Here is a 26,848-nt window from a genome sequence, read left to right as displayed (position 1 = left end):
GCAGGCTCGCAAGTGCTTTTGCGTCAAGCGCGGGTGTGGTGCCGAAAGCCCTTTGCGTGCGCCGTTTCGCGCTCTACCGTTTCGCCTGTGGGGATCCCGTTCTCATCTACAATATCTAAATATTCCGCCATACTATGTCTCCGTTTTTTCCGCTTTGATTTGTCTTTGTTTTCAGTATAGCACGCTGCATGGCTTTTTTTCACGCGTGTACAAAAGAAACTGCAAGACAAATTCGGTTCCGTATGCTATAATAAGACACACAAAAAATTCTCAAAGGAGGAAGCACGGCTGCGCAATTTTTTTCGTCGGCAGCCGTGCAGAAAAGACATGAACAATATCGAATGGTTTCGCGAAGCGAAATACGGCATGATGGTCCACTTCGGACTCTATTCCATGCTCGCCGGTGAGTACAGAGGGCGCCGTACGCCCTACGACTACGGTGAATGGATCCAGTCCGCCTTTGCCATCCCGAACCGCGAAATGGAACAGCTTGCGGGTGCGTTCAACCCTGTTTATTTTAATGCAGAGGAGTGGGTAAAGCTTGCAAAAGAATGCGGCATGACCTACTTTGTGGTTACCTCTAAGCACCACGAGGGCTTTGCGCTGTTTGATTCCGACTGCGATGCATACAACATCAAAAAAGCAACGCCGTTTGGCAGAGACCTCATCGCAGAGTTGGCGGAAGCCTGCTACAAGCACGGTTTAAAGCTGGGACTTTACTATTCGCAGGAGCTTGACTGGCATCACCCGCACGGCGGCGGCTACGACAAAACCACCGGCTGCGCAGGCACGGCGTGGTATAACAACTGGGATTTCCCCGGTGCAGACAACAAAGACTACTCCATCTGCTTTAACGAGAAGATCAAGCCGCAGGTGAAGGAGATCATGACAAAATACGGCGACATCTGCCTGATCTGGTTCGATACCCCGGGCGTGATGACAAAGGCGCAGAGTCAGGAGCTTTACGACCTTGTGAAGCAGTATCAGCCGGACTGCCTTGTGAACTCTCGCCTCGGCAACGGCGTGTATGATTACGTTTCTCTCGGCGATAACGAGATTCCGGCAGAGCGTCCGGCAGAAATCTCGAAAGAACGCGCAGGGGACATGCAGTCCATGAACGATCTGTTCGGCTTCAAGTATTCGCCGTATAACCTGTATGAGACCGCGGCCACGCTGAACGACACATGGGGCTTCAAATACTACGACCATAACTGGAAAACACCCGAGCAGATCCTTGCAAACAAGCAGAAGCTCAACGGTATGGGTGTAAACTACCTTTTGAACGTCGGTCCCGATGCGCTCGGCCGTATTCCGTCCTATTCCGTCGATATTCTTCGCCGCGTTCGCGAGCTGGAAACTCAACTGTTACGGTGAGTATCTGACGTATAAGACTTCTGCGAAAACAGCACGGAGCTGCTGGTCGGCGCAGGTGAGAGCGGCGTTTGTCTGCCGTTCATGTCGCACAAAGCACAACGGCATGTGTGCTGACACAGGCTGCAGGATAGAAAGCGTGCAGGAAGCAAACTGCTTTGAGGTTTGCATTCACAAATTCTGTTTGGTAGCAATCTGGCAAAAGTGCAACAATTTATCCCTTGCAAATTCAAATGCAAGAGATTTGCGTTGCACTTTTTCTCTACCTGCTGTCTACAAATTATTCTTCGCTCAAGTCCGCTTTGGGGCTTGGCTTTTTATTTGCAGCCTTATGAAACCGTGTGAGCAACAGAACGCCGATCAAAATAAGTGCCGGGAAAACCGCGGAAAACAGCATGCCGCTCTTTAAACCGAGTTGGTCCGCAGTGAGATTCGGGAAAGATGCGGCGATTTTTGCATTGCCGGAAACCGCGCCGCTCACTGCGCCCATCAATGCCGGACCCACAGAGCAGCCCACGTCGCCCAACACCGCCAAAATGCCGAACATCGCCGTACCGCCCTTCGGGTACGCAGCGGAGGTCAGCGAGAACGTGCCCGGCCACATGAGGCTTACGGAAAAGCCGCACAGCGCGCACGAAAGCAGAGAAAGCCACGGGTTTTCAAATAAAGCCGTACCGAGATAGCACAAAATACACAGTGCGGCGCAGAATACCATCGCGCCCGTTAAATGGATTTTCTCGCCCCACACGCCGTAGATTGTTCTGCCGATGCCCATAAACACCGCAAACAGGCACGGCCCTAAAAGATCGCCGATGACCTTCGTCACGCCGAGCGCACGCTCCGCAAACAGCGAGCTCCACTGGCTCATGGCAAGCTCGCTCGCGCCCGCGCAAAGCATCAAAAGCAGTGCCACGAGGAAAATTTTCGAGGTAAACAGCGTTTTGAGCGGTGTTTTCTCTTCCTCCGGCACGGTGGGCATCAGCGGCACCTTGAGGAAACGGAATAAATTATAAAGCGGCAGCAAAGACCACAAAATCGGGATGATAAACCACAAATTCTCGCCGATCAAGCGCAGCAAAAGCGTCGTGATGAGCACCACGCCCACCTGTCCCCAGCAGTAAAACGAATGTAAAAGGCTCATTGCGGCGGCCTTCGCGTCTCCCGGGCAGGAATCGACAATCGGACTGATGATAACTTCAATCAGGCCGCCGCCTACGCCGTTCACAATCGTCGCAAGGACAAGGCCCACATACGGCGCAGGCAGCACATTCGGCAGCGTGCCCTGCATCACAAGGCCTAAAAACGCCAGCGCGTGTGCGATGACCGCTGATTTTCGGTAGCCGATGCGGTCTACGTATTTAACGGAAAGCATATCCGTGATGACCTGCGTCACAAAGTTGCACAGAATAAGTGCCGAAATCAGCGAATACGAAATGCCGAATTTGTTTTGGAACAGCACGAAAAACAGGGGAGAGAGATTGTTCACAATGCCCTGCGTGATATACCCGCGGTAGCAGGCAAACACGGTGTTTTTAAAGTTTTGGGTCTTCTCCATTCAACTATACCGCCTTTAATAAAATGCTAACTTTCATTATAGAGGAAGGCCCGGCGAAATTCTACCGTGAATTTGACGGAAAACCACAAAAATTCAATACATCTGCCGAAAGGCATTCCAAAAAAATGCGGCGTAAAAGCCAAATCCATGTTGATTTTACCAAGGAAATATAGTACAATAAAACCAAACAGGGTTTTCTCTTTCAGAAAAAGCCCCAATTCAACCTGTTATTCTTTTGATTTATTCAATTAGAAGGAGTGTTTTAACATGAAGTTAGGCGTACTTACCAATGTTGTAGGAAACATGCCTCTTGAGGACGCACTGAAGTATTTCAAGTCCATGGGCATCCAGATGGTCGAAATCGGCTGCGGCGGCTATCCGGGCAAAGATCACTGCGATCCGGAAGTTCTGCTCCACGATGAAGCAAAGTATCAGGAGTTCTGCGATACCATCAAGAAGTATGATATGGAAGTCAGCGCATTCTCCTGCCACGGCAACCCGATTCACCCGAATAAGGAGCTGGCTGCGGCTTATGATAAGGACATGCGCAACGCAGTTCTGATGGCTGAAAAATACGGCCTGCATCAGATCAACTGCTTCTCCGGCTGCCCGGGCGATTGCGAGACCTCTCAGTATCCGAACTGGGTTGTATGCGCATGGCCGGACGATTTCGGTAAGATCCTCGAGTATCAGTGGAAGATTCTTGTCGATTACTGGAAGGATTTTGTAGCATTCGCAAGAGAGCACGGCGTCAACAAGATCGCTCTTGAAATGCACCAGGGCTTCTGTGTTTACAACACCGAGACGCTCCTCAAGCTCCGTGAGGCTGTAGGCCCGGAGATCGGCGCAAACTTTGACCCGTCCCACCTCATTTGGCAGGGCATGGATCCGGTTGCTGTTATCCGCGAGCTCGGCGGCGACGCAATCTTCCACGTACACGCAAAGGATACCCGTCTCGATAAGTACAACATGGCAAAGAACGGCGCGCTCGACACGAAGAGCTATGCAGACGAAGCACATCGCTCCTGGATCTTCCGCAGCGTCGGCTACGGCAACGATCTGCTCTATTGGAAGGACATCATCAGCGCTCTGCGCCTTGTCGGCTATGACTATGCCATCAGCATTGAACATGAGGATAGCCTCATGAGCCAGAACGAGGGCCTTATGAAGGCTGTTGAGACACTGAAGTCCGCTATCATCTTCGAGCCGAAGATGACCGAGACCCGTTGGATCTGATTTCTTTCTGACAACACGTAAATAAAACCACGGCGCTTCGGCAGGGCAACCTGTCGGAGCGCCGCTTTTATGTTTTAACGGTTTGCTTTTTGTCCGTATGATACGCGCACAGCTTTAAAAACGGGAACAGCAAAGCGGCATAAAACCCTGCACAAACCGCCGTTTGCAGCAAAACAAGGGGAATACCCGAAAGCAAAATGCTTTTCAATAAAAACTGTGTTGCATTCGCGGCAAGCAGTGCAAAAAACGCCGGCATCACTGCACTTTTCAATAGCCCGATATGCACATCGGCGACTTTTAATAATCTTCGTACACTCAGCATCGCGTTGAAGATGGACGAGAAAAACAAAATTGCAATGTACGCCTGCATACCGGCAAACCGCATAAAAAGCAAAATCAAAAGCACACGCAGAAACGAATCCGAAAAGTTGTATTTCATGGAGTTCAGCTGCTCGTCAAGTCCCTTTAAAAGACTGTCCACCACGACATCCAGATATAAAAGCGGTACGAGCGGCGCCAAAATTTTGAGGTATGCCCCGGCTTCCCGGCTCTTATAAAACGCCTCGCCCCAGTCACTGCCGAAAACGAAGAAGATCCCCGCGCAGAAAATGCCGAACTGCAGGGCTGCGTGCACCGCGCGCTGCGTGATGTGCCGCACGGCCCTGCGGTGCGAAAGCTCAAATTCCCGTGCCGTTTTCGGGATGAGCAAAGACGCGAACGACGTCAAAAACGAAGACGGAAAGTACAGCATCGGCATTGCCATGCCCTGCAATAAACCGTAGGCGGACATGGAAGCCGCACGACTGAGCCCGTAACGCCCGAGCTCGCGCGGGATGAGCAGATTTTCCGCCGTTGAAAGCAAGCTGCGCGCCGCGCTCGAAAGCGTGCACGGCACCGCAATGTGGAACATCCCGTGCAGAACGCCCGTCGCCTGCTCTTTTTCTTTCGGCGTGTTGCGCTTTAAGCTGCGGCGGTAAATGAGAAACCCCGCCAAAAACGAGACAGCTTCTCCGAATGTTGAAGCAATCATCGCCGCAAAGCACGCGGCTTCTATGCTCTGCGGCGCAAAATACCAGAACAGCACAACGGCGGAGAAAATCGTCAGCACCTGTTCCACCGCGTCACTCCATGAGGTGGAAAGCGATTCGTCCACTGCTAAAAAATATCCCTTCATGCACGTGCACTGCGACATAAACGGCAGCCCCAGCGCCAAAATGCGCAGTGACGGCGCCGCGCCGGCGTTGCCCAAAATATGCGCGGCGGCAAAATCCGAAAAGCACAGCAGCAAAACCGCAATGGTACAGCTCACCGTCAGGCAGAACAAAAAGCACTGCGTCACCACGCTGCGCACCGTGCAGCGGCGGTTCGCCGCAATGGCTGCCGTCACCATGCGCGTCACGGCCAAGCTGATGCCGGAAGTGGAAAGCGTGATGGCGAGCAGGAACACGGAGAAGATGAGCTGGTAAAGCCCCATGCCCTCCGCACCGATTTTGCCCGATAAATACGCACGGTAGCCGATGTTCGTAATGCGGAAAAACAGTGAAAATGCCGTTAAAGCGATGCCTTGCAGCAGAAATTTGCGTTTTGTCATGATTGTCGCAGGGCCTCCTATTGCAAGTTTTCCGGGCGCGTTGTATAATCAGCTTATATGAGAATGTATAGATAATTTTCTACATTTTATAAAAAGAGAACAGGAGTTAAAAAGTATGACAGATCAGGTAAACGCAGACTGGACCGAATTACAGGTCACCATTCCCGCGGCGGATACGGACCGCGCGGGCGACATTGCGCAGATGGTCGTGCCCTACGGCATTTATATTGAAGACTATTCGCATTTAGAAGAGGAAGCGATGGAAATCGCGCATATCGACCTCATTGACGAAGACCTTCTCAAAAAAGACCGCACCAAAAGCATCATCCATGTGTATATCAGCCCGGAGGAAAACCCGGCGGAAGCCATTTCTTTCCTCAAAGAGCGCTTTGAGGCCGTCGGCATTGAGAACACCATCACCGCCGCCAACTGCGCGGAGGAGGATTGGATCAACAACTGGAAAAAGTATTTTAAGCCCATCCCCGTCGGCAACCGCTTGCTTGTGCGCCCCATGTGGGAGGACGAGTACGAAGCAGGTGACCGCGTCGTGCTGCATCTGGAGCCGGGCCTCGCGTTCGGTACCGGCACGCATGAAACGACCCGCCTTTGCATGGAGCTGCTCGAAAAGTATGTAAAGCCGGGCGATACCATGCTCGATATGGGCTGCGGCAGCGGTATTTTGTCCGTCGCCGGTCTGCTGCTCGGCGCAGGCAGTGCCGTTGGCGTCGATATTGATGCTCTCGCCGTCAAGACCGCCGTCGCAAACGCAGAGATCAACCACGTCGGCGATAAGTTCACCGGCATCTGCGGCAATCTGGCAGATAAGGTTACCGGCACATTCGATGTCGTTGTCGCGAATATCGTCGCGGACGTCGTGATTTTGCTCACAAAAGATGCCCCGCGCTTCATGAAACCCGATACCGTCTATATCATGAGCGGCATCATCGATACAAGGGAAGACGACGTTTTGGCGTGCCTCGCGGATAAATTCGAGATCATCGACCGCAAAGAGGAAAAAGGCTGGGTCGCACTTGCAGCAAAGCTGAAGTAAACATAGCGAAGCGACAAACAAAGTCTTTGGTCAAGTTTTCTTCAGAAAACTTGCGGGTTATCAGGGCAGAGCCCTGATTCGTCGTCCGCAGACGACGAAATTCTTTTGCCTACATTAGGACTAGGAAGGTAGGCTAAACAGTCCGGTGGACTGTTTAGCCGCAGGAAACCCAGTCAATGGGGTTTCTGAACGACTCGTAGAAATGAGTCGTTAGAAAATATAAATAAGCACTAAAAAGATTCGGAGGGATTATCATGACAGCAGAATTCCACAAGGCAAACCGTCAGCGCCTGTACGCCGAAATGAAAGACGGCAGCGTAGCCGTGTTCTTCTCCGGCAGCGCACCGCGTCAGAGCGCCGATGCGTACTATACATTCTTCACAAACCGCAATTTCCTGTATTTAACGGGTATTAAATTCGCGGGGTTCGTGTTGGTCGCCACAAAAATCGGCGGCAATGTGCAGGAATCCATCTATATCCTCCCACCGGATCTCATGAAAGAGCGCTGGACGGGCCGCAGACCGAAAGCCGATGAAGTTATGGCGCAGTCCGGAATCACGGATATCCGCTTCGTTGAGAACTTTGAAAACGACATCCACCGTGTTTTGAACAGCGGCAACGTGCTGCGCGTCTACCTCGACCTCTACCGCCATACGCCGGACGAGGGCTTAGATGAAGCCCACCGCTTCGCGCAGACCATTAAGACCGGCTACCCGTTCCTCACGGTTGAAAATATCCTGCCTATCTTAAAGCGCCTGCGTACCCTGAAGGCTCCGTGCGAGATTGACGCCATGCGTCGTGCCATGACCGTTACGCGCGAAGGCATTCTGCGCATGATGCGCGCTTCGCACCCCGGCATGTATGAGTACGAGTATAAAGCCGAGTTCGACTACGCCCTCACCAGCGCCGGCGTGCTTGAGCCCGCGTTCCACTCCATCATTTCTGCCGGCGAAAACAACTTCTGCATCCATTACGACGGCTATATGGGACAGGCCAAAGACGGCGATATGATCTTGAATGACGTCGGTGCGCAGTGGGACGGCGAGTGCAACGATGTCTCCCGCGGCTGGCCGTGCAACGGCAAATACTCGAAAGAGCAGCGCATGCTGTATGAGTGTGCCCTCAATACGTCGAACTACATGTTCTCCATCATCAAGCCCGGTATGCTCATGGACGATGTGGATAAGACCGCACGCCGCTATTGCTGTGAGCAGCTGAAAAAGATCGGTCTGCTGTCCTCTTACGATGAGATTGGCAAATACATGTGGCACGGCGGTGCGCACCATGTCGGATACGACGTGCACGATGTTGTCGATGCACTCGGCAAGCCTATCGCGCCGAACATGGTCTTCTGCGTTGATATCGGCATTTACGCCGAAGATCTCGGCATCGGCTTCCGCGTGGAGGATAACTGCCTTGTCACGCCGACCGGCGCAGAGAACCTCTCTGCGTCCGTGCCGCGCACCATCGAAGACATCGAGGCCGTCATGGCAAAATAACGGGAGAAATTGCAATGAAGCTCATTTTGCCCGAGCAGATTACGGAAGCGCAGTATAAAGCGTATCTTGCGGATTGGGGTGCAGAGCGCATCGTGCCGAGCGAGCGCCGCAGGGGCTACGCCAAAATGCAGTTTGCACTCGCGTTGCCTATCGCACATGCCGTGGGTAGAAGGCGCTCATCACCTGCGCAGACGATTTTGAAAGAAAGAAGTGAAAAACATGACAAATTTTAGCAAGCTCGTTTTGAAAATGACGGAGTACGAGGGCGGCTGTGTCGAGCGCGTCAACCACTTTTTGAAGGTATTCGCGTTCGCAAAGACCATCGCGGAGGGCGAAGACGTGGACGATGCGACAAAAGAAATTTTGGAAGCCGCCGCCATTACGCATGATATCGGCATCCGTGTGTGCTTTGAAAAATACGGCAACTGCAACGGCCCTCACCAGGAGGTGGAAGGCCCGCCCATCGCACTCGAAATGCTGCCCGCGTGCGGTTATACCCATGGGCAGACAGAGCGCATCTGCTATCTCATCGGCCACCACCACACGTACACGAACATCAACGGCAACGATTATCAGATTTTGGTCGAAGCCGATTTCCTCGTAAACATTTTCGAGGGCGGCATGACCCATGAAGCCGCCGAAAAGGTGTACGAGAACATCTTCCGAACAAAGACCGGCAAGCAGCTTTTAAAAGACCTGTTCTTGTAAATTGCACATAAAATCAAAAATCAGAATATTGACATTTATGAGAAATAACCTTACAATTAACATTGCAAGGTTATTTTTTACTTGTCAAATTTTTAAGGAGTTGTGATATATGGCAAGAAATTTCATGTGCACCAAAACAGACCCGGTCGTCGAGACCAAAGCCGGTAAGCTGCGCGGTTTTCAGCTTGACGGCACATATGCGTTCCACGGCGTAAAATACGCCGATGCAAAGCGTTTTCACCAGCCGACCCCGGTAGAGCCGTGGGAGGGAATCAAAAATGCGCTGGCTTACGGCTACGTGTGCCCCATGCTGCAGCAGGATCAGCCCAGCAACGAGCTGATGGTGCCGCACCGCTATTGGCCGCTCGATGAGAATTGCCAGTACCTCAATATCTGGACGCAACATCTTGACCCGAACGCCAAAAAGCCCGTGCTCGTTTGGCTGCACGGCGGCGGATTCGCGGCGGGCTCCTCCATTGAGCACATCGCCTACGAGGGCGAAAACATGAGCAAATACGGCGATGTCGTCGTCATTTCACTCAACCACCGTCTCAATATCCTCGGCTATCTCGACCTTTCCCCGTTCGGCGAGGAATATAAGAATTCCGGCAACGCCGGTAACGCCGACATGGTCGCAGCTTTGCAGTGGATTCACGAAAATATCGCAAACTTCGGCGGCGACCCGGAAAACGTCACACTGTTCGGCCAGTCCGGCGGCGGTATGAAGGTCTGGACGCTGATGCAGACCCCTGCGGCGGACGGCCTGTTCCATAAGGGCATCGTGCAGAGCGGCTGCATCGATCACTTCGTCTCCGGCAATTCCACGGAGCAGAACGGCAAAGCCATCGTCACGGCGCTTCTGGCAGAATTGAAGCTCGATGATGTCAAAGCACTGGAGACCATCCCGTACGCACAGCTCGCGGCGGCGTACAACAAGGTCGCGCCGGAGGTCGCAAAGACGGGCGCATACGTCGGCGGCAACCCGCTCGCAAACGATTGGTACCTCGGTGATCCGCTCGAGGTCGGTTTCACGGAGCACGCAAAGACCATCCCGGTCATGGTTGGCACCGTGCTCGGCGAGTTCTCGTTCATGCCGGCATTAAGCGAAGAGGAAAAGGCCGATGCTGCGCTCATCGATTCTATGATCGAAAAACGCTACGGCGCAGAGGGCAAAAAGCTCAAGGAGATGTTCGCCGAGGTTTACCCGGATAAGGACGTCAGCGACGTGCTGTTCATGGATTCCATCTTCCGTGCGCCGTCTACCGATTTCATCTTGAAAAAAGCACAGCACCCGGAAAGCGGCACGTATTCGTATATGATGACCTACACCTTCCCGTATGACGGTGGGCATATCGCATGGCATTGCAGCGAGATCCCGTTTGTGTTCCATAACACGAGCCTCGTCGCCGCGTATAACGAGCCCGGCGTGACCGACTTGCTCGAAAAGCAGATGTGCGACGCGTGGCTCAACTTCGCGCGTGACGGCAAACCGTCCAGCGAAGACCTGCCGGAGTGGCCGGCTTGCACCGCAGGCGATGAAGCGACCATGATTTTCGACAAAAAGTGTGAGGTCAGACATAACTACGACCACGAGCTTGTTGCGCTGCATAAAAAATTGGCCCCCTCGCCGTGGAGCCATAACGATGACGAGGAAGAGCAGCAGATCCAGCACTAAGCGCTTCGCATTTGCCTGTGAAAGCGAACGAATAAAGACTTTGATTTAAACTTTCTTCGAGAAAACTTGAGGGGACTTGGGGCACTGCCTCAAGTCCCCTCTGCCTTTGAAAAAGCTTGAGCAAAATTTTTAGTGTCGCTACGCTATGTTCCCCGCAAGCTTCTTTTTTTGCGCAACAAAAAAGCCGAACACAACTTCTGTGCTCGGCTCATTTTGCATTAAATTAAATTACAGGTTAGCCTTCAGCCATGCAATGTCTTCAGCAAGGCAAGCTACGCGATCCTGCGGGTCGTTGTAGCTGGCTTCACGCTCAACAACGTAAATGACGTTGTCGCACTGTGCGTCGGCAGCTGCCTTAACAGCCTTCCAGTCCACAATGCCCTGGCCCTGCGGCACGTTCAGCTTGTCGTGCTCTTCCTTCATCTTGAGGAACTCCGGCGGGAAGATCGGCTTGCCGTCAGCGTCTTTCTCAAACTTGAAGCGCGGGGTGGTGTCGTGGCGGGACTGCGGCTTGTTTGCGCCGATAACGCCGCCGTTTTCCTTAATGTGGATACTTGCAATGCGGCCTGCGTGGCTGTTGATGAAGTCTACCGGGTTTACGCCTGCTGCGCTGCACCAGCCGCAGTCAAGCTGGAAAGCCGTAACTTCCGGGTCACATGCATCGATGAGCCAGTCATAAAGATACTTGCCCTCGTCTACATAGAACTCATCGGTGTGGTTGTGGTAGCCGATCTTGATGCCGTACTGCTTCGCAATGTTGCCGAGGCGATTGAGTTCTGCTGCAACTTCTTCAGCTTCTGCCTTGTTGCAGAAATTTGTCATCGGGCAGATGACGAGCTTTGCGCCCAGCTCTGCAAAGTAGGGGAGAACGCCTTCAATCTGATCCAGACCGACGTGAGCGGAATCGACCTTCAAATTGTTCTCTGCAAGAACCTTCTTCATTTCTTCAACCGGCACTTCCGTGAAGTCCGCGGTGAACTCTGCGCCTGCAAAACCAAGCTTTGCAATGGTCTTCAGCTTCTCAATCGGGCTAATCGGCTCGGAAATCAGGGAATAAACCTGAACATTGATATTTTCCATGGGAAAAACCACCTTTCTGAAAATTATAACGTTTGCGGAAACTCCGCCTTAAAAAATGTGCGGCGACACGAAATGCCGCCGCACACAAAATGTACTGATTAAAATTAGTCGAAGTAAACAGGCTTGCCGGTTCTGTTGGACTCATAGATCGCATCGAGGATTCTCGTGACGACATAAGCCTGATCAGCCGTAACAAACAGCTCGCCTTCGCCCTTCAGAGCCTTGACCCAGATCTCAGCTTCCTTGGACTTCGGTGCCGGACCCTGAGAGAAGCCCGGGATGTAACCTCTGACCTTGTCGCCAACCCAAGAAATGGTCGGGTACTCAGCAACAACGTGGTTCAGACGGACACGGCCTTCCTTCGTATCGAGGCCGCCCTCGGTACCAGCCAGCATCGTGTAAGCTGCGCCGTTTGCAGCGTAGTCTTCAGCCATGTTGATAGCCCAAGCAGCGCGCAGAACGATCGTAGCACCGTTCTTCATCTTGATGAAGCCAACAGCGGAGTCTTCAACGTCGTAGGTCTCGTTGTTCCAGGTGTCGAACTCACCGCGGTAGTTGACCTGACCCTGATGCTTAGCATCGAGCGTGTGGCCGAGCTTCTCGAAGGAAGTGCCGCAAACATAGTCAACATCGTAGTTGTTCATGAGGAACAGCGTGAGGTCAAGAGCATGCGTACCGATGTCGATCAGCGGACCGCCGCCCTGCTTTGCCTTATCCGTGAATACGCCCCAGGTCGGAACGCCACGGCGGCGGAGGTATGTAGCCTCTGCATAGTAAACATCGCCAAGAACGCCGGAATCGACAACCTTCTTAGCAACCTGGTTCTCCGGGAAGTGACGATACTGATAGCCGATCGTCAGCATCTTGCCGGTTCTGTCTCTTGCTTCAAGCATCTTCTTAGCGTCAGCCGGGGTAGCAGCCATCGGCTTCTCGCACAGAACGTGCTTGCCAGCCTCAAGAGCAGCAACGGTGATCTCGCAGTGTGCAACGTTCGGGGTCAGAACGTGAACAGCGTCGATCGTCGGGTCTGCCAGAAGCTCATGATAATCGGTGTAAACCTTAGCGTCCGGGGTGCCGTACTCTTTAGCAGCCTTTTCTGCTCTCTCAAGAATGAGGTCGCAGAATGCACACATATCTACGCCTTCCTGCTGGGCCATGCCCGGGAAGTGCTTGCCGTTTGCGATACCGCCGCAGCCGATAAAGCCAACTCTTACATTTGCCATTGGAATTCTCCTCCTAAATTTACGCCGAAGTCCATACGGACTCCTAACGATTTATTTCTGCTTGTATTTTAGACCATTCCAAAGCAAATGTAAAGCCCTTTTTGTGAAAAAAGCGGATTTGCACAAGCTTTTTCTATTTTGCTTGTATCATTTGCATAAAAACTTTTGCTTTGTTGCCTGCGCGTCCAAAAATCAGCCGTGCATTTCATAAAAAAGAGCAAAAAAAGAGGCACACCGCAAAAAATACGGTGTACCCTAAAGTATTCTTACAACATTCTGCTTATAAAAACACAGTTAAAACCGTGTAAAACACGTATGCCGATTTGATATAGCGCTACGCAAAGCAGAAAAATCAGTACTGTCTGCCCCAGTAGACCATGTGCTTTGCCGGCTTGCCGCAGCAAACGCAAACATCAGAGAGGTGCTCTTCCTTAAACGGAATGCAGCGGGACTTCACGCCACCGGTCGCGTCCTTCAGCTTGTCCTCGCACGCGCTGTCGCCGCACCACATGGCCTTGATGAAGCCGGGCTTGTTCTCCGCAATGTCGAGGAACTCCTCATACGTTGTCGCCGTGAAGGTCTTTTCTTTAAGGTTCTTCAGCGCACGCTCATAAAGACCGTCATGCACAGCCTGCAAGGCTTTTTCAATCTCGCCCTCAAGGTTATCGAGTGAAACGAAAATCTTCTCTCTCGTGTCGCGGCGGACGAGCACGCACTGGTTCTGCTCAATGTCCTTCGGACCGATCTCCAAACGCAGCGGCACGCCCTGCATCTCATACTGGCTGAACTTCCAACCGGGGGAGTTGTCGGTGTCGTCCAGCTTCACGCGGAACTTCGTCTTCAGGGATTCATACAGCGCGTTTGCCTTGTCGAGCACGCCGGGCTTATGCTGTGCAATCGGGATGATTGCCAGCTGGATCGGCGCGACCTTCGGCGGCAGTACAAGACCGTTGTCGTCGCCGTGTACCATGATGATGGCGCCGATCATGCGGGTGGAAACGCCCCAGGAGGTCTGGTGCGGGTGCTGCAGGGTATTGTCGCGTCCCGTGAACGTAATGCCGAAGTTCTTTGCCCAACCGTCGCCGAAGTAGTGGCTTGTGCCGCCCTGCAAAGCAACGCCGTTGTGCATCATCGGCTCAATGGTGTAGGTCGCTACAGCGCCCGCAAACTTTTCTTTCTCGGTCTTCTGGCCGGTCACAGCCGGAATGGCGAGCACGTTCTTGTAGAACTCCTCGTAGGTGTGCAGCATGCGCATGGTCTCTTCCATGGCCTCTTCTGCGGTTTCGTGCATGGTGTGGCCTTCCTGCCACAGGAACTCGGAGGAGCGCAGGAACGGACGCGTCGTTTTTTCCCAGCGCACAACGGAGCACCACTGGTTGTAGAGCTTCGGCAGGTCGCGATAAGAGTTGATGATCTTCTGATAATGCTCGCAGAAGAGAATCTCACTCGTCGGGCGTACGCACAGGCGCTCACTCAGCTTCTCGCTGCCGCCTTCCGTTACCCAGGCCACTTCAGGCGCAAAGCCCTTTACGTGGTCTTTTTCCTTCTGCAGGAGGGATTCCGGGATGAACAGCGGCATGTAAACGTTCTGGTGACCCGTCGCCTTAAAGCGATCGTCCAGTTCATGCTGAATGTTTTCCCAGATCGCGTAGCCGTACGGCTCGATGATCATGCAGCCTTTTACGCTGGAGTAATCCATCAGCTCGGCTTTTTTAACAATATCGGTGTACCATTTGGAAAAGTCAACGTCCATGGAAGTGATGTCGTTGACCATCTTCTTCTGATTCGCCAAGAAATTCAGTCCTTTCACGATTCGTGCGGCAAACGCTGTGCCGCCGGGCCCAAAGCGGGCATATTGTTTCTTATTATACAGGGAATTTTCCTGAAAAGCAAGAGCGGCAGCCATCTTTGTGCGGGCCGCCTAAGATTTTATTTAAAAAAACAGAAAAGAAGGTTCGTTTCTTCTTTCCTTGTACTATTCGGTGCAATTTGTACCAAAGATACTTATACATAAATAATAATTTACAGAAACAGAGCACCAACAAAACAGCTGTCCATCGGAATAAATTAAATCAGCGAAAAAAACACCGGGAACAGCCAGAAAGCCGCTCCCGGTGTTTTCATATCGTTTTGCACAAGGCGAAAAATTTCACGCAGAGCGCAAAAATTACTGACCCTGATGTTCTTCGATGAACTGAACGATTTCGCCAACCGTCTTGAGGTTTTCAACTTCCGTATCCGGAATTTCTACGTTGAAAGCATCTTCGATGGACATGACAAGATCAACAACAGCAAGGGAATCTGCGTCCAGATCCTCAACTAGGTTGGAATCCTCGGTGATCTCGGAGGGATCTACGCTGAGCTCCTCAGCAATAATATCGATAACTTTCTCCAGAACCATTTAATTTTCCTCCTATCGTGTAGTATTTGTCAAGTACTGCACCGTCTGCCGTATGGACAAAACGCCGCAGGCATGATACAATCGGGGTGTACTTCACATACATTGTATGGATGCACGGCTTATTTGTCAATAGCAATTCCGCATTCCGTGCTAAATTTTTCTGTTTTTAAAGGAGAGCCTTAAAATGCAGCTTCGCCGTTTTGCCGTCATCGGGCACCCCATCGGGCACACGATGTCGCCGTTTATCCATGATCGCCTCTTCTCCCTCACAGGCCATAAGCCGGAATATTCCGTGCTGGATGTACCGTCCCTTACACAGGCGCTGCCCGCATTGCGCACGCTCGACGGCTTCAATATCACCATCCCCCACAAAAGCGACATCATTCCCCTGCTCGACGGTATCGACGAAAAAGCGAAGCTTTTCGGATCCGTCAACACCGTGCGTGTCGAAGACGGCAAAATGACCGGCTACACAACGGACGGTGTCGGCTGCAAAAAGGCCCTTGCGCGCTATGGGCTCGATTTTAATGGCGAGCTTCTTCTGCTCGGCCGCGGCGGTGCGGCGCGTGCCATCGCATTTGAAGCCGTGCTCACGGCCGATGCACCGCATCTTGATATCGTCTGCCGCGAAAGCTCGCTCGAAAAAGCACAGGTGCTCAGCGATGAACTCGCGGAGCTCTGCCGCACGCGCAGCAAAACCGGCGTGTTCCGCGTGCTGTCTTATGACGAGCTCGCAAAGGAAACCGAGCACTACGATCTCGTGCTCAACACCACAAGCCTCGGTATGTACCCCAAAACCGGTGTCAGTGCTGTCGGGGAAGACGTGCTCTTCCGCTGCAAAGCCGCGTTCGACGCCGTCTATAACCCCGGCAAAACGAAATTTTTAAAGCTTGCCGCAAGCTGTGGACTCAAAACTGTCGGCGGCATGGGCATGCTCGTCTGTCAGGCGGTCGCCGCGCACGAGCTCTGGTACGGCGCGTCGTTTAAGGACAGCGATATCGAACAGCTCATCTGCGATGCGGAAGCGGAAACGGCACGGCTTTTCCGCGCATAACGAACCGAAAGAAACGGGGAACGGGAAATGGACAAAAAAGTAAAAGGTGAAATCATAAAATCGGGCAATATCGTTTTAAGCGGCTTCATGGGCAGCGGCAAGACCACGGTCGGCCGTCGCTTGGCCGCCGCGCTCGATATGCAGTTTGTCGATATGGACTTGTACATAGAAAAGAAGACCGGCATGACGGTCAAGGAGATTTTCGCAGAATACGGCGAGCTGCATTTTCGCGTGCTCGAGACCGAGACCGTAAAGGAGCTTGCGCAAAGTAATCATTTCGTCATCGCCACGGGCGGCGGCACGCTGATGCAGCCGCAGAACGTAGAGGGCTTCCATCAAGGCGGCGGTACCATCTATTATCTCGACGTACCGCTGGCCGCCTTGCAGGAGCGCCTCAAAAACGATAAACGCCGCCCGCTTCTGCAGACGCCGGACCGCCGCGCGGTGATTGAGCGCCTTTTAAACGAGCGCCGCCCGAAATACCTCGCAAGCGCGGACGTCGTCGTCGACGCCGGCGCGCCCACGGTTGTCGTTGTAGAGCGCATTTGCGCCCTGCGCGGCGAGCCCATTGAAAAAGCGAAGCGCAAAAAGCCGGGAAATACCTCCGAAAAGGAGCAGCCTCAAAAGAAGCGCTTCCGCAGAAGAAGACGCAAAAAAGGAACTTCTCCCGGAACACCGCAAGAAAACTCTTGACAAAGTGCCCGCGCGGCGGTATGATTTTAACACGGCGATGCAGGATAGATAAAGCAAACCTGCAAATCGCAAAGCAAGAGTCACATATAGGATGGTTCAAACTATGCAGTCCGTTTTATTCACAAGACGATTTACAAAGTATTTTAGCGCACGATTTTATACCGTGTGCTTTTCGTCGTATGTGAATATACCGGGCAACGCTTGAAAACGCGCGGAAAATTTCTGCGCGGAGGAATTTGAAGTATTCTGAGCAGTATAAAACCAAGCGGAGCCAATGGGCTTCGCTTTTTTTGTGCCGAGAGCGGCAGCGGGGCACGGCTCCTATAAAAGAAAGGTAAGGGAAAAAACATGATCATCGTACTCAAAGCCAACCGCAGTGAAGAACAGGTCAAAAACTTCATTTCGAATCTCACCGACCGTTATGACGTCAGTGTTAACACATGGGTCGGCACACATTCCACCGTGCTCGGCCTTATCGGCGATACCGCTGCGGTAGACAGCGAGTACATCGCCGCACAGGATATTGTAGAAAGCGTCAAGCGCGTGCAGGAGCCGTATAAAAAAGCAAACCGTAAGTTCCATCCGGAAGATACGGTCATCAAGCTTCCTACCGGTCAGGTGATCGGCGACGGTTCCCTTGCGCTCATCGCGGGTCCGTGCTCCGTCGAAAGCGAAGCGCAGATCTGCTGTGTCGCAGAGCGCGTCAAGGCCGCAGGCGCTACGTTCCTGCGCGGCGGCGCATTCAAGCCCCGCACCTCGCCGTATGCGTTCCAGGGCCTTAAGGCAGAGGGTCTCGAGCTCCTCAAAAAAGCCAAGGAAAGAACCGGCCTGCCCATCGTCACCGAGATTATGAGCATCGGCCACCTCGACCTCTTTGAGGACGTCGATGTCATTCAGGTCGGCGCAAGAAACATGCAGAACTTCGAGCTTTTAAAGGAGCTGGGTCACGTGCATAAGCCGATTCTTTTAAAGCGCGGCCTTGCCAACACCATCGAAGAACTTCTCATGAGCGCCGAGTATATCATGGCGGGCGGCAACGAGCAGGTCATCCTGTGCGAGCGCGGCATCCGCACGTATGAGACATTCACCCGCAATACGCTCGATATTTCCGCCGTACCGATCTTAAAGCGCCTTTCCCACCTGCCCGTCATCGTAGACCCCAGCCACGCCAGCGGCATCAACTGGCTTGTCGAGCCGCTTGCCATGGCAGCGGCAGCCGTCGGCGCAGACGGCCTCATCATTGAGGTGCATAATGACCCCAGCCGCGCCCTGTGCGACGGCGCACAGTCCCTCACGCCGGATCAGTTCGACGTGCTCGCAAAGAAAGTGCAGAAGGTCACCGAAACGGTGAAGAGCCTGTAAAAATTTACCCGAAAGGGAGAACGATATGCAAATCGCAATCATTGGTCTGGGTCTCATCGGCGGTTCGCTCGCAAAGGCCCTCAAAGAAAATACAGAGCACACCGTCATCGGCTTTGATCGTGACGAAAATACCCTGCTCGACGCACTTTCCCTAGGCGCCATCGATTCCGTCGGCAGCACGTCATTGCTCGAAAACGCGGACGTCGTGTACGTCTGTCTGTATCCCGCAGATGTCGTGCGTTTCGTCGAGGAAAACGCACCGCATTTTAAAGAAGGCTGCATTGTCACGGATGTGTGCGGCATCAAAAATCAGGTCTGCGGCAAATTAACGGAGATCGCCAAAAACTACCCGTTCGTTTACGTCGGCGGCCACCCCATGGCGGGCAAGGAGCGCAGCGGGTTCGACGCCAGCGAGGCAAGCCTCTTTTATAACGCTTCCTATATTCTCGTGCCCGGCGAAGCTCCGCAAAGCGCCACAGATACCCTTGTATCGCTCGCAAAAAGCATGGGCTTTGGCACTATCAAATACTGCACGCAGCAAAAGCACGACCGTATGATCGCCTATACGTCCCAGATTCCGCACGTTTTGGCGTGCGCTTATGTCATGAGCCCGCGCTGCGATGAGCACAGCGGTTTTTCCGCCGGCAGCTACCGCGACGTTTCGCGCGTGGCGCGCATCAATGCGGAGCTGTGGGCAGACCTTTTCCTTGCAAACCGTGAGGAATTAGCGGACGAGACGGAAGAACTCGTGCGCAATATAGAACGTATACGCGCTGCGGTGGCGAAAAACGATCGGGCAGAGCTCGTGGCGCTGCTTTCCTCCGCACGTGAAAAAAAGGAGAAATTCGGATAATGGTGATTGAGATTAAAACAGATAAACCGTATGAAGTTATTGTGGAAGACGGCGTTTTGGACCGCGCGGGCGAAAAAATCGCCCCGCTCGTCCGCCCCGGCAGCCGCGCCATGATTGTCAGCGAGACAAACGTCTTCCCGATATACGGCGAGCGTCTAAAAGCTTCGCTTGAAAAAGCGGGTATCCACACGGCGGAGTTCGTCTTTGAAGCCGGCGAGCCGCAAAAGCAGCTTTCCACCGTCATGCAGATTTACGAAGCGCTTGCGGAAAACGATTTCACGCGCAGCGACATCATTGTCACGCTCGGCGGCGGCGTAGCGGGCGATATGGGTGGCTTCGCGGCGGCAACGTTCCTGCGCGGCATTGATTTCGTGCAGGTGCCCACGTCCCTTTTGGCGCAGGTAGATGCCAGTGTCGGCGGCAAAACGGGTGTCGATTTGCCGTTCGGTAAAAACCTCGTCGGCGCGTTCCACCAGCCGCGCCTCGTCCTCGCCGATCCCAAAACGCTCTCCACGCTGCCCGATGCCTATTTCACGGACGGCATGGGCGAGGTCATCAAATACGGCTGCATCGCAGACGCCGCGCTGTTTGATAAATTGGAGCAGGGACAAGTCATCGATCATTTGGAGGAAACCATCTGCCGCTGCGTGCTGTGCAAAAAGCACTTTGTCGAGGAAGACACGAACGACAAAGGCCGGCGTATGATTTTAAACTTCGGCCACACATTCGGCCACGCGCTCGAAAAGCTTACGGGCTTCTCGTCGCTTTCGCACGGCCTTGCCGTCGGTATCGGTATGGTCATGGCGAGCGAAGTGGGGGAAAGTCTCGGCGTCACGGAAAAAGGCACCGCTGCGCGTATTCGCCGCGTGCTGGAAAGCTACGGCATGCCCACCGAGTCCGCGTTTGATTTCGCCAAAGTTGTGGAAGCAACCGCGCTCGATAAAAAAAGCTTTGGCAAAACGCTCAACCTGATCCTCTTAAAGCAGATCGGCGAAAGCGTTATTCACCCGGTGGACAGAAACTACCTCGTACTGCGCTATAAACTCGCCGCCGAGCAGAACCGCCGCAGAAAATTGAATTGATTTTTAGGAAGGCAGCATCATTCTCATCGTGCTGCCTTATGTCAAATATAGAGAGATAAATTTATGTAGAAACAAGGTGATACTATGGCAGAGGTGACCTACCGCCCCGCCCACGTTAAGGGCGAAGTGCGCATTCCCCCAAGCAAAAGTGCCGCGCACCGCGCATTGCTTTCGGCGGCGCTGTGCAAAACGCCGTGCCGTGTCGGGCCCATTGACCACAGCGCGGATATGGAAGCTACATTAAACGGCGTGTGCGCCATGGGCGGCACGGTGAAAGCGGAAGAAAACGGCGTGCTGTGCATCGCGCCGGGCACGGCACCCCAAAGCGTCACGGTCGATTGCGGTGAATCCGGTTCCACGCTGCGCTTCCTCATCCCCGTTTTCGCCGCCCTCGGCATCGAAGCGACGTTTGTCGGTCACGGCAGACTTCCCGAGCGCCCTATCGGCGTTTACACAGACCTTCTGCCGCAGCACGGCGTAACGGTCGAGACTGCCGGCGGTCTGCCGTTTCATATCACGGGCAAGCTTCAAAGCGGCGATTTCCGCGTGCCGGGCAACATCAGTTCTCAGTTTATAACCGGTTTATTATTCGCTTTGCCGCTGCTCAAAAATGATTCCACCGTCACGCTGACCACCCCGCTCGAATCCAAAGGCTATATCGATTTGACGATAGAGGTGCTCGCGGGCTTCGGTGTTAAAATTGAGGAGACCGAGACCGGCTGGCACATCTCCGGCGGGCAGACGTATCGCGCAGAGCACTATACCGTCGAGGGTGATTGGTCGCAGGCCGCGTTTTTTCTCTCGGAAGCCGCTGTCTCCGGCGGCCCTATCCGCCTGCTCGGCCTTTCCGAAACCTCTCTGCAAGGCGATAAAGCCTGCGTCCGTCTCTGGCGGCAGTTCGGGCTTTCTGTCACCGAAGAAAACGGCGTTTATGTTGCCGAAAACAAAAATACAGATAAGCCCTACCGCGGCCTGCACGGCATCGCGATTAACGCCGCGCAAATTCCCGATATGGTGCCTGCGCTCGCCGTCACGGCTGCGTTCGCGGAGGGCGAGACCGTCATTTCCCATGCGGAGCGATTGCACTTAAAGGAGTGTGACCGTCTGCTTGCCATGGAAGCGGCACTCAAAAACCTCGGTGCAGACATTAAAGCCGTACCGGACGGCCTTATCATTCACGGCAAGCCCGCGCTTACGGGCGGCAAAGCCGAGGGCATGAACGACCACCGCGTCGTCATGGCGCTCGCTGCCGCCGGTTGTGCGTGCATAGTCACCGTCACGGACGCGGAAAGCATCAAAAAATCCTACCCCGGATTTTTCCGGGATCATAAACATTTAGGAGGGATCGCCGATGGCATCGACCTGGGGTGAAAACATCAAGCTGTCCATTTTCGGCGGCAGCCATACGGAAGCAATCGGCGTGGTGCTCGATAATCTCCCGCCGAACGAAAAAATAGACATGGAAAAAACTCGCGTGCAGATGGCACGCCGTGCACCGGGCAAGGACAAGACCGCCACCACGCGCCTTGAGGCCGATGAGCCGCAGGTGCTCTCGGGTCTCTTCAACGGTGTCACAACAGGCGCGCCGCTCGCGGCTATCATCGCGAACACCAATACGCGTTCGAAGGATTATTCCGATTTAAAAATTCACCCGCGTCCCGGCCATGCCGATTACACCGCGTCTGTCCGCTACAACGGCGCAAACGACATTCGCGGCGGCGGGCATTTTTCGGGTCGTCTCACCGCATGCCTCGTGTTCGCAGGCGCCGTCTGCCGCCAGATATTAGAGCGCCGCGGCATCACGATCGGCGCGCACGCTTATGCGGTCGGCAGCGCAAAAGATACCCCGTTCGATCCCGTAAACGTCTCAAAAGACGACTTAAACGCCTTAAATACCCGCTTTTTTGCGGTCAATTCCCCCGAGGCCGAAGAAAAAATGCGCGCCGAGATCGAAGCCGCGCGATTAGACGCAGACAGCATCGGCGGCGTCATCGAGTGCGCCGCAGTCGGTGTCCCGGCAGGCATCGGCAGTCCTATGTTCGGCGGCATCGAAAACGTCTTTGCATCGATTTTATACGGCATCCCCGCCGTCAAAGGTGTGGAGTTCGGCGCGGGATTTGATGTTGCCTGTATGCGTGGCAGCGAAAATAACGACGCGTTTTACTACGACGAAAATGGTCTCGTCCGCACGAAAACGAACAACGCGGGCGGCATTTTGGGCGGCATCACAACGGGCATGCCGATTCTATTCCGCATCGCCGTCAAGCCCACGCCGTCCATCGGCCGTGAACAGCACACGGTCGATCTCACCACGAAAACAAACGCCGATTTAACCATCCACGGCCGCCACGACCCGTGTATCGTCCCGCGCGCCATCCCTGTGGCGGAAGCTGCGGCAGCCTTGGCGCTGATGGACTTGCTGCGTTAAAGAGAATAGAAAGGAGCGAGCAAAATGAGTGAAAATAAGTCCTTTGATGAACTGCTTTTGCCGGTTCGCAACGATATAGACCGCATCGATAAAGAGCTTTTAAAGCTTTTCACGGAGCGCATGCAGTGCGCGGAGCGCGTCGCGGAGATCAAGCGCAAGGCGGGCATTCCCGTCTTAAATGCCGCCCGCGAGCAGGTCATTTTAGACCGCGTTAAAAAAGAAGCCGGTGAGTACGGCGACAGCGCCGTCGCGCTTTACAGCGCCATCATGAGCATCAGCCGCGCCCGCCAGCACAATATGCTGAAAAGCGGCGGGGTATTGCGCGACCTCGAGCAAAATTCCCCAAAGACATTAAAAGCTGACCCGCGTGTCATTTGTCAGGGCGCGGCGGGCGCGTTTTCCCACAGCGCCGCCCTGCGCCTGTTTCCGGGGCAGAAGCCGATCTTTTTGCCCGGCTTCCGCGATGTTTTTGAAGCTGTCCATAACGGCGCGGGCGATTACGGCGTGGTGCCGGTCGAAAATTCCGATGCCGGCAGTGTCTCTGAGGTCTATGACCTCATCATGAAGCACCGCATGTTCATCGTCGGTGCGGCGGATATTCCCGTGCGCCACTGCCTGTGCCGCGCAAAGGGGACGGGTGCGGTCAAAAAGGTGCTCTCGAAGCACGAGGCCCTCGTGCAGTGCAGTGCGTATCTCGCGGCACACGGCATCGAAACCGAAGCCTATTCCAACACGGCGGCCGCCGCAAAGTTCATCGCCGAAACCCGTCCCGAGGGCGTCGGCGCAGTCTGCTCCGCGCAGGCGGCGGCGGAATACGGCCTCGAAGTCATCGCCGCCGATATCCAGAATACCGATAACAACTGCACGCGCTTCATCGTCATTTCGCGTGAAGCCGTTTTGCCCGAAGACGCGGAAAAAATCAGCCTGTGCTTCTCTCTGCCGCACACCCCGGGCTCGCTGTGCCATACGCTGGAGCGTTTCGCTCTGCTCGGCCTGAACCTCACAAAAATCGAATCCCGCCCCATCCCGGAGCGCAATTTCGAGTATGACTTCTACCTCGATTTCACCGGGAATGTTCACGATGTGCAGACACTTGCGCTCATCTGCGCCCTCTCCGACGAGATGCCCCGCTTCTCGTTCCTCGGAAACTACAAAGAAAGCTGAGTTAAAAATGGCAGTTACCTTTATCAAAGTCACGGAAGAAGAACAGATTGAAAAAATAGCCGAGATCGCCGCACCCATCTGGCACGAGACCTACGACTGCATCAACGGCGTTGCGTCCACAGATTACATGATCGAAAAATTCCAGTCCGTCCCGGCCATCCACCGCCAGATGGAAAGCGAGGGCTACGTCTATTATATGATGCTCGACGACGGCGTGCCCGCGGGCTTCATCGGCCTTGTGCCGCACAAAGAGGGCAAAATGTTCCTGAGCAAGCTCTACGTTTCCGCCGCTCATCGCAGCCGCGGCCTGCCGCGCGCCGCGTTCGATTTCATCGAAACGCTCTGTCAGGCGGAAAAGCTCCCCGCAATCTATCTCACCGTCAACAAAAAGAATTTTCACGCTATCGAAGTCTACAAATACTTCGGTTTTCATCAAACGGACGCCGTCGTCACCGACATCGGCAGCGGCTTCGTGATGAACGACTATATCATGCAGAAAGACCTGTGATCCGAAACAAAATGCAAACCGAGTCCGACTGAAAAAGCACGGCTCGGTTTGCATTTTTACGCTTTCGTGTTTTTGCGGCTGCTGCGGTACGCTTTCGGCGTGCAGCCATAGATTTTTTTGAAGCACCCGGTAAAATAGCTCGCGCCCGAGAATCCGCAGTCCAACGCGATCTGCGCCACGGGCGTTTCCGTTTTGCACAGGCGCTCCGCCGCCTTTTGCAGGCGAAACCGCTGAAGATATTCGACCGGCGTGCAGTGCAGATACGTGTGAAACAGCTTTTCGCACGCGCTTTTGCATACATGCCCCGCGCCCGCAATCTCTTCCAGCGTCAGCTTTTCCGCATAGCCGCTGTGTATGGCGTGCATCATGTTTTTTACGGCCGAAAGCCGGCTGCTTTCGGAAACCGTGTTTTCGGGCTTCGGTGCCAGCCGGTAGATCTCGTCCCACACCGCGTAGGAAAGGCTTTGCAGGCGCAGCAGATTGTGTTTGTCCGCTTCGTCGAAAAGCGCCCCGATCAGCGCCAAAGCGCCGCCGCTTTTTCCTTTTTCCGGCTTTAAGATGCAGCAGGGGAAAGCGGCGTTTTTTGTCACGGGCGTAATGTACGTCTCCTCCAAATACGTGTTGGCGCATAGCATCATGGGGTGCAGCAGCACGCATCGGTAGGTGCAACGGCTCTCTTCAAAAAAATGCAGCTGCCGCGTGTTGATAAAAATCCCCTCGCCCTCGTGCACCGTGCAGCGTGTGCCGTTCACATTGTACACCATGCTGCCTTCCGTTACATATAATAATTCGATTTCGTCGTGCCAGTGGCCGATGGCATCGCCCTCGCGCGCTGCGTCGAAGCACAAAGTGCGTCCGCCCGCAAAAAAGAAAAGCTCCGGCACCGTATACGGCACAAGCTCTGCGCCGTCGCCGTGTATTCTGAATTTCGGAATCATGCTGTCCTCCGCATTTTGTCAAGATATACGATATATTTGTATTTTTTAAACCGATTTTGCTATGAAACATCGTTAAAATACGTTATATTAGTATTCAGTATAGCAAAGCCGATGTGCTTTTGCAATTCTTATCCGAAGATTTAAAGACAAAAAATTAAGGGGAATCGATATGTTTTCTTTGTTGCTTGCGGTCATCTACGCCGCATTTATCAGTCTCGGTCTGCCGGATGCCCTGCTCGGCTCGGCGTGGCCGACGATGTACCGGGTCATGAATGTTCCGGTGTCCTATGCGGGCATTGTCAGCATGATTATTTCCTGCGGCACGGTCATCTCCAGCCTGATGAGCGACCGCGCCGTGCGCAGGCTCGGCACGCATCTCGTCACGGTCATCAGCGTCGGCCTGACGGCGCTGGGACTATTCGGCTTTTCTTCGGCCGGCGCGTTCTGGCAGCTTTGTGTTTGGGCGGTGCCGTACGGGCTCGGCGCGGGCAGTGTAGATGCCGCTCTGAATAATTACATCGCCCTGTATTACCGCTCCGGCCACATGAATTGGCTGCATTGCTTCTGGGGTCTCGGCGCCATGGCCGGGCCGTATATCATGGGTGCGTGCCTCACGGGCGGCTATTCCTTCGGCGCCGGCTACCGCGTGGTGTTCTTCATTCAGCTCGCGCTGACGATCGTGCTTGTTCTCTCGCGCCCGCTGTGGAAGAAAACGCCCGCAGGCGAGGCGGAGAAAACAGGCGGGAAATCCTTCCTGCGCCGTGTGCTGAAAATGACCGGCGCACCCGTCACCATGCTCGCGTTCTTCTTATATTGCGCTTTGGAGGGCACCACAGGGCTTTGGGCCAGCAGCTTCCTCGTCCTGCGGCACAATATTGCGGCGGAAAGCGCCGCCTCCATGGCTTCGCTGTTTTACATCGGCATCACGGCGGGGCGTTTCCTCAGCGGCTTTATCTCCGATAAGCTTGGCGACCGCCGCATGGTATCGATCGGCATCGTCTGCGTGCTGTTTGGTACGGTTTTATTGTTCGTGCCGGTCGAGTTCTCGGCGGTGGCGGGCCTTGTTTTCATCGGGCTCGGCTGTGCGCCCGTTTACCCTGGGCTTCTGCATCAAACGCCCGTGCGCTTCGGCGCCGAAAACGCGCAGGCGGTCATGGGTATGCAGATGGCGTGCGCCTATGTCGGCAGCATGACGATGCCCGCGTTTTTCGGCAAGCTCAGCGACCTGCTCGGTATGCAGATTTATCCCGTTATCCTCATGGCGTTTGCCGCGCTGCTCGCCTTTGCCGTGTGGAACGCAAACCGTCTGACGCTCGACCGCAAATAACACGGCGCCTTGACAAAAATCAAAAATCGACAATCTTGCGAACGGTGTG

Annotated in this window: 24 protein-coding genes; 17 read left to right on the top strand and 7 right to left on the bottom strand. The window is 54.1% G+C overall.

Going from position 1 to position 26,848, the window contains the following annotated elements; translation table 11 throughout:
* The first annotated feature begins 327 nt into the window (after positions 1-327).
* The gene (locus R2K26_RS08970; RefSeq protein WP_176820891.1) at positions 328-1,374 is read left to right on the top strand and encodes an alpha-L-fucosidase; all 1,047 of its coding nucleotides are present in this window, start codon (positions 328-330) and stop codon (positions 1,372-1,374) included.
* A 277-nt stretch (positions 1,375-1,651) separates the two neighbouring features.
* On the opposite strand, the gene R2K26_RS08965 is transcribed toward R2K26_RS08970, so the two are convergent.
* The gene (locus tag R2K26_RS08965; protein WP_316519723.1) at positions 1,652-2,926 is read right to left on the bottom strand and encodes an MFS transporter; all 1,275 of its coding nucleotides are present in this window, start codon (positions 2,924-2,926) and stop codon (positions 1,652-1,654) included.
* 267 nt (positions 2,927-3,193) lie between these two features.
* Between R2K26_RS08965 and R2K26_RS08960 the strand changes: the two genes are divergently transcribed.
* A complete protein-coding gene (locus tag R2K26_RS08960) occupies positions 3,194-4,162 on the top strand; it encodes a sugar phosphate isomerase/epimerase (RefSeq protein WP_308450113.1) in 969 nt (322 codons plus the stop codon).
* Positions 4,163-4,229: 67 nt separating this feature from the next.
* Here R2K26_RS08960 and R2K26_RS08955 read toward each other — a convergent pair whose 3' ends face one another.
* On the bottom strand, positions 4,230-5,753 hold the full coding sequence (locus R2K26_RS08955; protein WP_316519720.1) for an oligosaccharide flippase family protein: 1,524 nt from the start codon (positions 5,751-5,753) through the stop codon (positions 4,230-4,232).
* 115 nt (positions 5,754-5,868) lie between these two features.
* On the opposite strand from R2K26_RS08955, the gene prmA reads away from it, so the two are divergent.
* The 5 genes from prmA (at position 5,869) to R2K26_RS08930 (ending at position 10,686) form a co-directional block, all read left to right on the top strand.
* On the top strand, positions 5,869-6,804 hold the full coding sequence (gene prmA, locus R2K26_RS08950) for a 50S ribosomal protein L11 methyltransferase (RefSeq protein WP_316519717.1): 936 nt from the start codon (positions 5,869-5,871) through the stop codon (positions 6,802-6,804).
* A gap of 254 nt (positions 6,805-7,058) precedes the next feature.
* Positions 7,059-8,303 (top strand): aminopeptidase P N-terminal domain-containing protein, encoded by a 1,245-nt coding sequence (locus R2K26_RS08945; RefSeq protein ID WP_316519716.1) that lies wholly within the window; start codon positions 7,059-7,061, stop codon positions 8,301-8,303.
* A gap of 14 nt (positions 8,304-8,317) precedes the next feature.
* Positions 8,318-8,536, top strand: coding sequence for a hypothetical protein (locus R2K26_RS08940; RefSeq protein WP_316519714.1), 219 nt, complete (start codon positions 8,318-8,320; stop codon positions 8,534-8,536).
* Complete coding sequence (locus tag R2K26_RS08935; protein WP_316519713.1) at positions 8,523-9,011, top strand: HD domain-containing protein; 489 nt, start codon at positions 8,523-8,525, stop codon at positions 9,009-9,011. Before R2K26_RS08940 ends, R2K26_RS08935 begins: the two co-directional genes overlap by 14 nt.
* Positions 9,012-9,120: 109 nt before the next feature.
* Positions 9,121-10,686, top strand: coding sequence for a carboxylesterase family protein (locus R2K26_RS08930; RefSeq protein ID WP_316519712.1), 1,566 nt, complete (start codon positions 9,121-9,123; stop codon positions 10,684-10,686).
* 228 nt (positions 10,687-10,914) lie between these two features.
* Here R2K26_RS08930 and R2K26_RS08925 read toward each other — a convergent pair whose 3' ends face one another.
* The 4 genes from R2K26_RS08925 to acpP form a co-directional block, all read right to left on the bottom strand.
* Positions 10,915-11,766: a sugar phosphate isomerase/epimerase gene (locus R2K26_RS08925; protein WP_316519710.1), complete on the bottom strand. Its 852-nt coding sequence runs from the start codon at positions 11,764-11,766 to the stop codon at positions 10,915-10,917.
* 104 nt (positions 11,767-11,870) lie between these two features.
* The gene (locus tag R2K26_RS08920) at positions 11,871-12,989 is read right to left on the bottom strand and encodes a Gfo/Idh/MocA family oxidoreductase (RefSeq protein WP_316519708.1); all 1,119 of its coding nucleotides are present in this window, start codon (positions 12,987-12,989) and stop codon (positions 11,871-11,873) included.
* A 352-nt stretch (positions 12,990-13,341) separates the two neighbouring features.
* Positions 13,342-14,781 (bottom strand): proline--tRNA ligase, encoded by a 1,440-nt coding sequence (gene proS, locus R2K26_RS08915; RefSeq protein WP_308448502.1) that lies wholly within the window; start codon positions 14,779-14,781, stop codon positions 13,342-13,344.
* A 375-nt stretch (positions 14,782-15,156) separates the two neighbouring features.
* Positions 15,157-15,390, bottom strand: a complete 234-nt coding sequence (gene acpP / locus R2K26_RS08910) for an acyl carrier protein (RefSeq protein WP_176819988.1) — start codon at positions 15,388-15,390, stop codon at positions 15,157-15,159.
* A gap of 184 nt (positions 15,391-15,574) precedes the next feature.
* Between acpP and aroE the strand changes: the two genes are divergently transcribed.
* The 9 genes from aroE to R2K26_RS08865 all read left to right on the top strand — a co-directional run bounded on the left by aroE (position 15,575) and on the right by R2K26_RS08865 (position 24,534).
* Positions 15,575-16,444, top strand: a complete 870-nt coding sequence (aroE, locus tag R2K26_RS08905; protein WP_316519704.1) for a shikimate dehydrogenase — start codon at positions 15,575-15,577, stop codon at positions 16,442-16,444.
* A 27-nt stretch (positions 16,445-16,471) separates the two neighbouring features.
* Positions 16,472-17,137: a shikimate kinase gene (locus tag R2K26_RS08900; RefSeq protein ID WP_316519702.1), complete on the top strand. Its 666-nt coding sequence runs from the start codon at positions 16,472-16,474 to the stop codon at positions 17,135-17,137.
* A 348-nt stretch (positions 17,138-17,485) separates the two neighbouring features.
* Positions 17,486-18,499, top strand: coding sequence for a 3-deoxy-7-phosphoheptulonate synthase (gene aroF, locus R2K26_RS08895; RefSeq protein WP_176819991.1), 1,014 nt, complete (start codon positions 17,486-17,488; stop codon positions 18,497-18,499).
* Between the two features lie 25 nt (positions 18,500-18,524).
* On the top strand, positions 18,525-19,352 hold the full coding sequence (locus R2K26_RS08890) for a prephenate dehydrogenase (protein WP_176819992.1): 828 nt from the start codon (positions 18,525-18,527) through the stop codon (positions 19,350-19,352).
* Positions 19,352-20,434, top strand: a complete 1,083-nt coding sequence (gene aroB / locus R2K26_RS08885; RefSeq protein ID WP_316519699.1) for a 3-dehydroquinate synthase — start codon at positions 19,352-19,354, stop codon at positions 20,432-20,434. The genes R2K26_RS08890 and aroB overlap by 1 nt, the downstream gene beginning before the upstream one ends.
* A gap of 84 nt (positions 20,435-20,518) precedes the next feature.
* Positions 20,519-21,805, top strand: a complete 1,287-nt coding sequence (gene aroA, locus R2K26_RS08880; RefSeq protein ID WP_316519697.1) for a 3-phosphoshikimate 1-carboxyvinyltransferase — start codon at positions 20,519-20,521, stop codon at positions 21,803-21,805.
* Positions 21,786-22,862: a chorismate synthase gene (gene aroC / locus R2K26_RS08875; RefSeq protein ID WP_316519695.1), complete on the top strand. Its 1,077-nt coding sequence runs from the start codon at positions 21,786-21,788 to the stop codon at positions 22,860-22,862. The genes aroA and aroC overlap by 20 nt, the downstream gene beginning before the upstream one ends.
* A gap of 24 nt (positions 22,863-22,886) precedes the next feature.
* A complete protein-coding gene (locus R2K26_RS08870) occupies positions 22,887-24,026 on the top strand; it encodes a prephenate dehydratase domain-containing protein (protein WP_316519693.1) in 1,140 nt (379 codons plus the stop codon).
* Positions 24,027-24,033: 7 nt separating this feature from the next.
* On the top strand, positions 24,034-24,534 hold the full coding sequence (locus R2K26_RS08865; protein WP_308448509.1) for a GNAT family N-acetyltransferase: 501 nt from the start codon (positions 24,034-24,036) through the stop codon (positions 24,532-24,534).
* Between the two features lie 56 nt (positions 24,535-24,590).
* Here R2K26_RS08865 and R2K26_RS08860 read toward each other — a convergent pair whose 3' ends face one another.
* Positions 24,591-25,472 carry an AraC family transcriptional regulator gene (locus R2K26_RS08860; protein ID WP_316519690.1) on the bottom strand — a complete coding sequence of 294 codons (882 nt, stop codon included), beginning with the start codon at positions 25,470-25,472 and terminating at the stop codon, positions 24,591-24,593.
* Between the two features lie 169 nt (positions 25,473-25,641).
* Between R2K26_RS08860 and R2K26_RS08855 the strand changes: the two genes are divergently transcribed.
* A complete protein-coding gene (locus R2K26_RS08855) occupies positions 25,642-26,799 on the top strand; it encodes an MFS transporter (protein WP_316519688.1) in 1,158 nt (385 codons plus the stop codon).
* The last annotated feature ends 49 nt before the right edge of the window (positions 26,800-26,848 follow it).

The organism is Neglectibacter sp. CSJ-5, assembly GCF_032490475.1.
GTDB classification, from domain to species: domain Bacteria; phylum Bacillota; class Clostridia; order Oscillospirales; family Acutalibacteraceae; genus Hominenteromicrobium; species Hominenteromicrobium mulieris.
Note: the sequence above shows the minus strand (reverse complement) of the source record. Positions and strands in the feature narration are given on the sequence as shown.

Coding starts and splice junctions, on each gene's coding strand:
- R2K26_RS08860 (WP_316519690.1), bottom strand. CDS start 25,472: ATGATTCCGAAATTCAGAATACACGGCGACGGCGCAGAGCTTGTGCCG.
- R2K26_RS08925 (WP_316519710.1), bottom strand. CDS start 11,766: ATGGAAAATATCAATGTTCAGGTTTATTCCCTGATTTCCGAGCCGATT.
- R2K26_RS08965 (WP_316519723.1), bottom strand. CDS start 2,926: ATGGAGAAGACCCAAAACTTTAAAAACACCGTGTTTGCCTGCTACCGC.
- R2K26_RS08940 (WP_316519714.1), top strand. CDS start 8,318: ATGAAGCTCATTTTGCCCGAGCAGATTACGGAAGCGCAGTATAAAGCG.
- R2K26_RS08960 (WP_308450113.1), top strand. CDS start 3,194: ATGAAGTTAGGCGTACTTACCAATGTTGTAGGAAACATGCCTCTTGAG.
- R2K26_RS08890 (WP_176819992.1), top strand. CDS start 18,525: ATGCAAATCGCAATCATTGGTCTGGGTCTCATCGGCGGTTCGCTCGCA.
- prmA (WP_316519717.1), top strand. CDS start 5,869: ATGACAGATCAGGTAAACGCAGACTGGACCGAATTACAGGTCACCATT.
- R2K26_RS08970 (WP_176820891.1), top strand. CDS start 328: ATGAACAATATCGAATGGTTTCGCGAAGCGAAATACGGCATGATGGTC.
- R2K26_RS08900 (WP_316519702.1), top strand. CDS start 16,472: ATGGACAAAAAAGTAAAAGGTGAAATCATAAAATCGGGCAATATCGTT.
- R2K26_RS08930 (WP_316519712.1), top strand. CDS start 9,121: ATGGCAAGAAATTTCATGTGCACCAAAACAGACCCGGTCGTCGAGACC.
- R2K26_RS08935 (WP_316519713.1), top strand. CDS start 8,523: ATGACAAATTTTAGCAAGCTCGTTTTGAAAATGACGGAGTACGAGGGC.
- acpP (WP_176819988.1), bottom strand. CDS start 15,390: ATGGTTCTGGAGAAAGTTATCGATATTATTGCTGAGGAGCTCAGCGTA.
- aroA (WP_316519697.1), top strand. CDS start 20,519: ATGGCAGAGGTGACCTACCGCCCCGCCCACGTTAAGGGCGAAGTGCGC.
- R2K26_RS08920 (WP_316519708.1), bottom strand. CDS start 12,989: ATGGCAAATGTAAGAGTTGGCTTTATCGGCTGCGGCGGTATCGCAAAC.
- aroF (WP_176819991.1), top strand. CDS start 17,486: ATGATCATCGTACTCAAAGCCAACCGCAGTGAAGAACAGGTCAAAAAC.
- aroB (WP_316519699.1), top strand. CDS start 19,352: ATGGTGATTGAGATTAAAACAGATAAACCGTATGAAGTTATTGTGGAA.
- R2K26_RS08855 (WP_316519688.1), top strand. CDS start 25,642: ATGTTTTCTTTGTTGCTTGCGGTCATCTACGCCGCATTTATCAGTCTC.
- R2K26_RS08955 (WP_316519720.1), bottom strand. CDS start 5,753: ATGACAAAACGCAAATTTCTGCTGCAAGGCATCGCTTTAACGGCATTT.
- R2K26_RS08945 (WP_316519716.1), top strand. CDS start 7,059: ATGACAGCAGAATTCCACAAGGCAAACCGTCAGCGCCTGTACGCCGAA.
- R2K26_RS08870 (WP_316519693.1), top strand. CDS start 22,887: ATGAGTGAAAATAAGTCCTTTGATGAACTGCTTTTGCCGGTTCGCAAC.
- aroC (WP_316519695.1), top strand. CDS start 21,786: ATGGCATCGACCTGGGGTGAAAACATCAAGCTGTCCATTTTCGGCGGC.
- aroE (WP_316519704.1), top strand. CDS start 15,575: ATGCAGCTTCGCCGTTTTGCCGTCATCGGGCACCCCATCGGGCACACG.
- R2K26_RS08865 (WP_308448509.1), top strand. CDS start 24,034: ATGGCAGTTACCTTTATCAAAGTCACGGAAGAAGAACAGATTGAAAAA.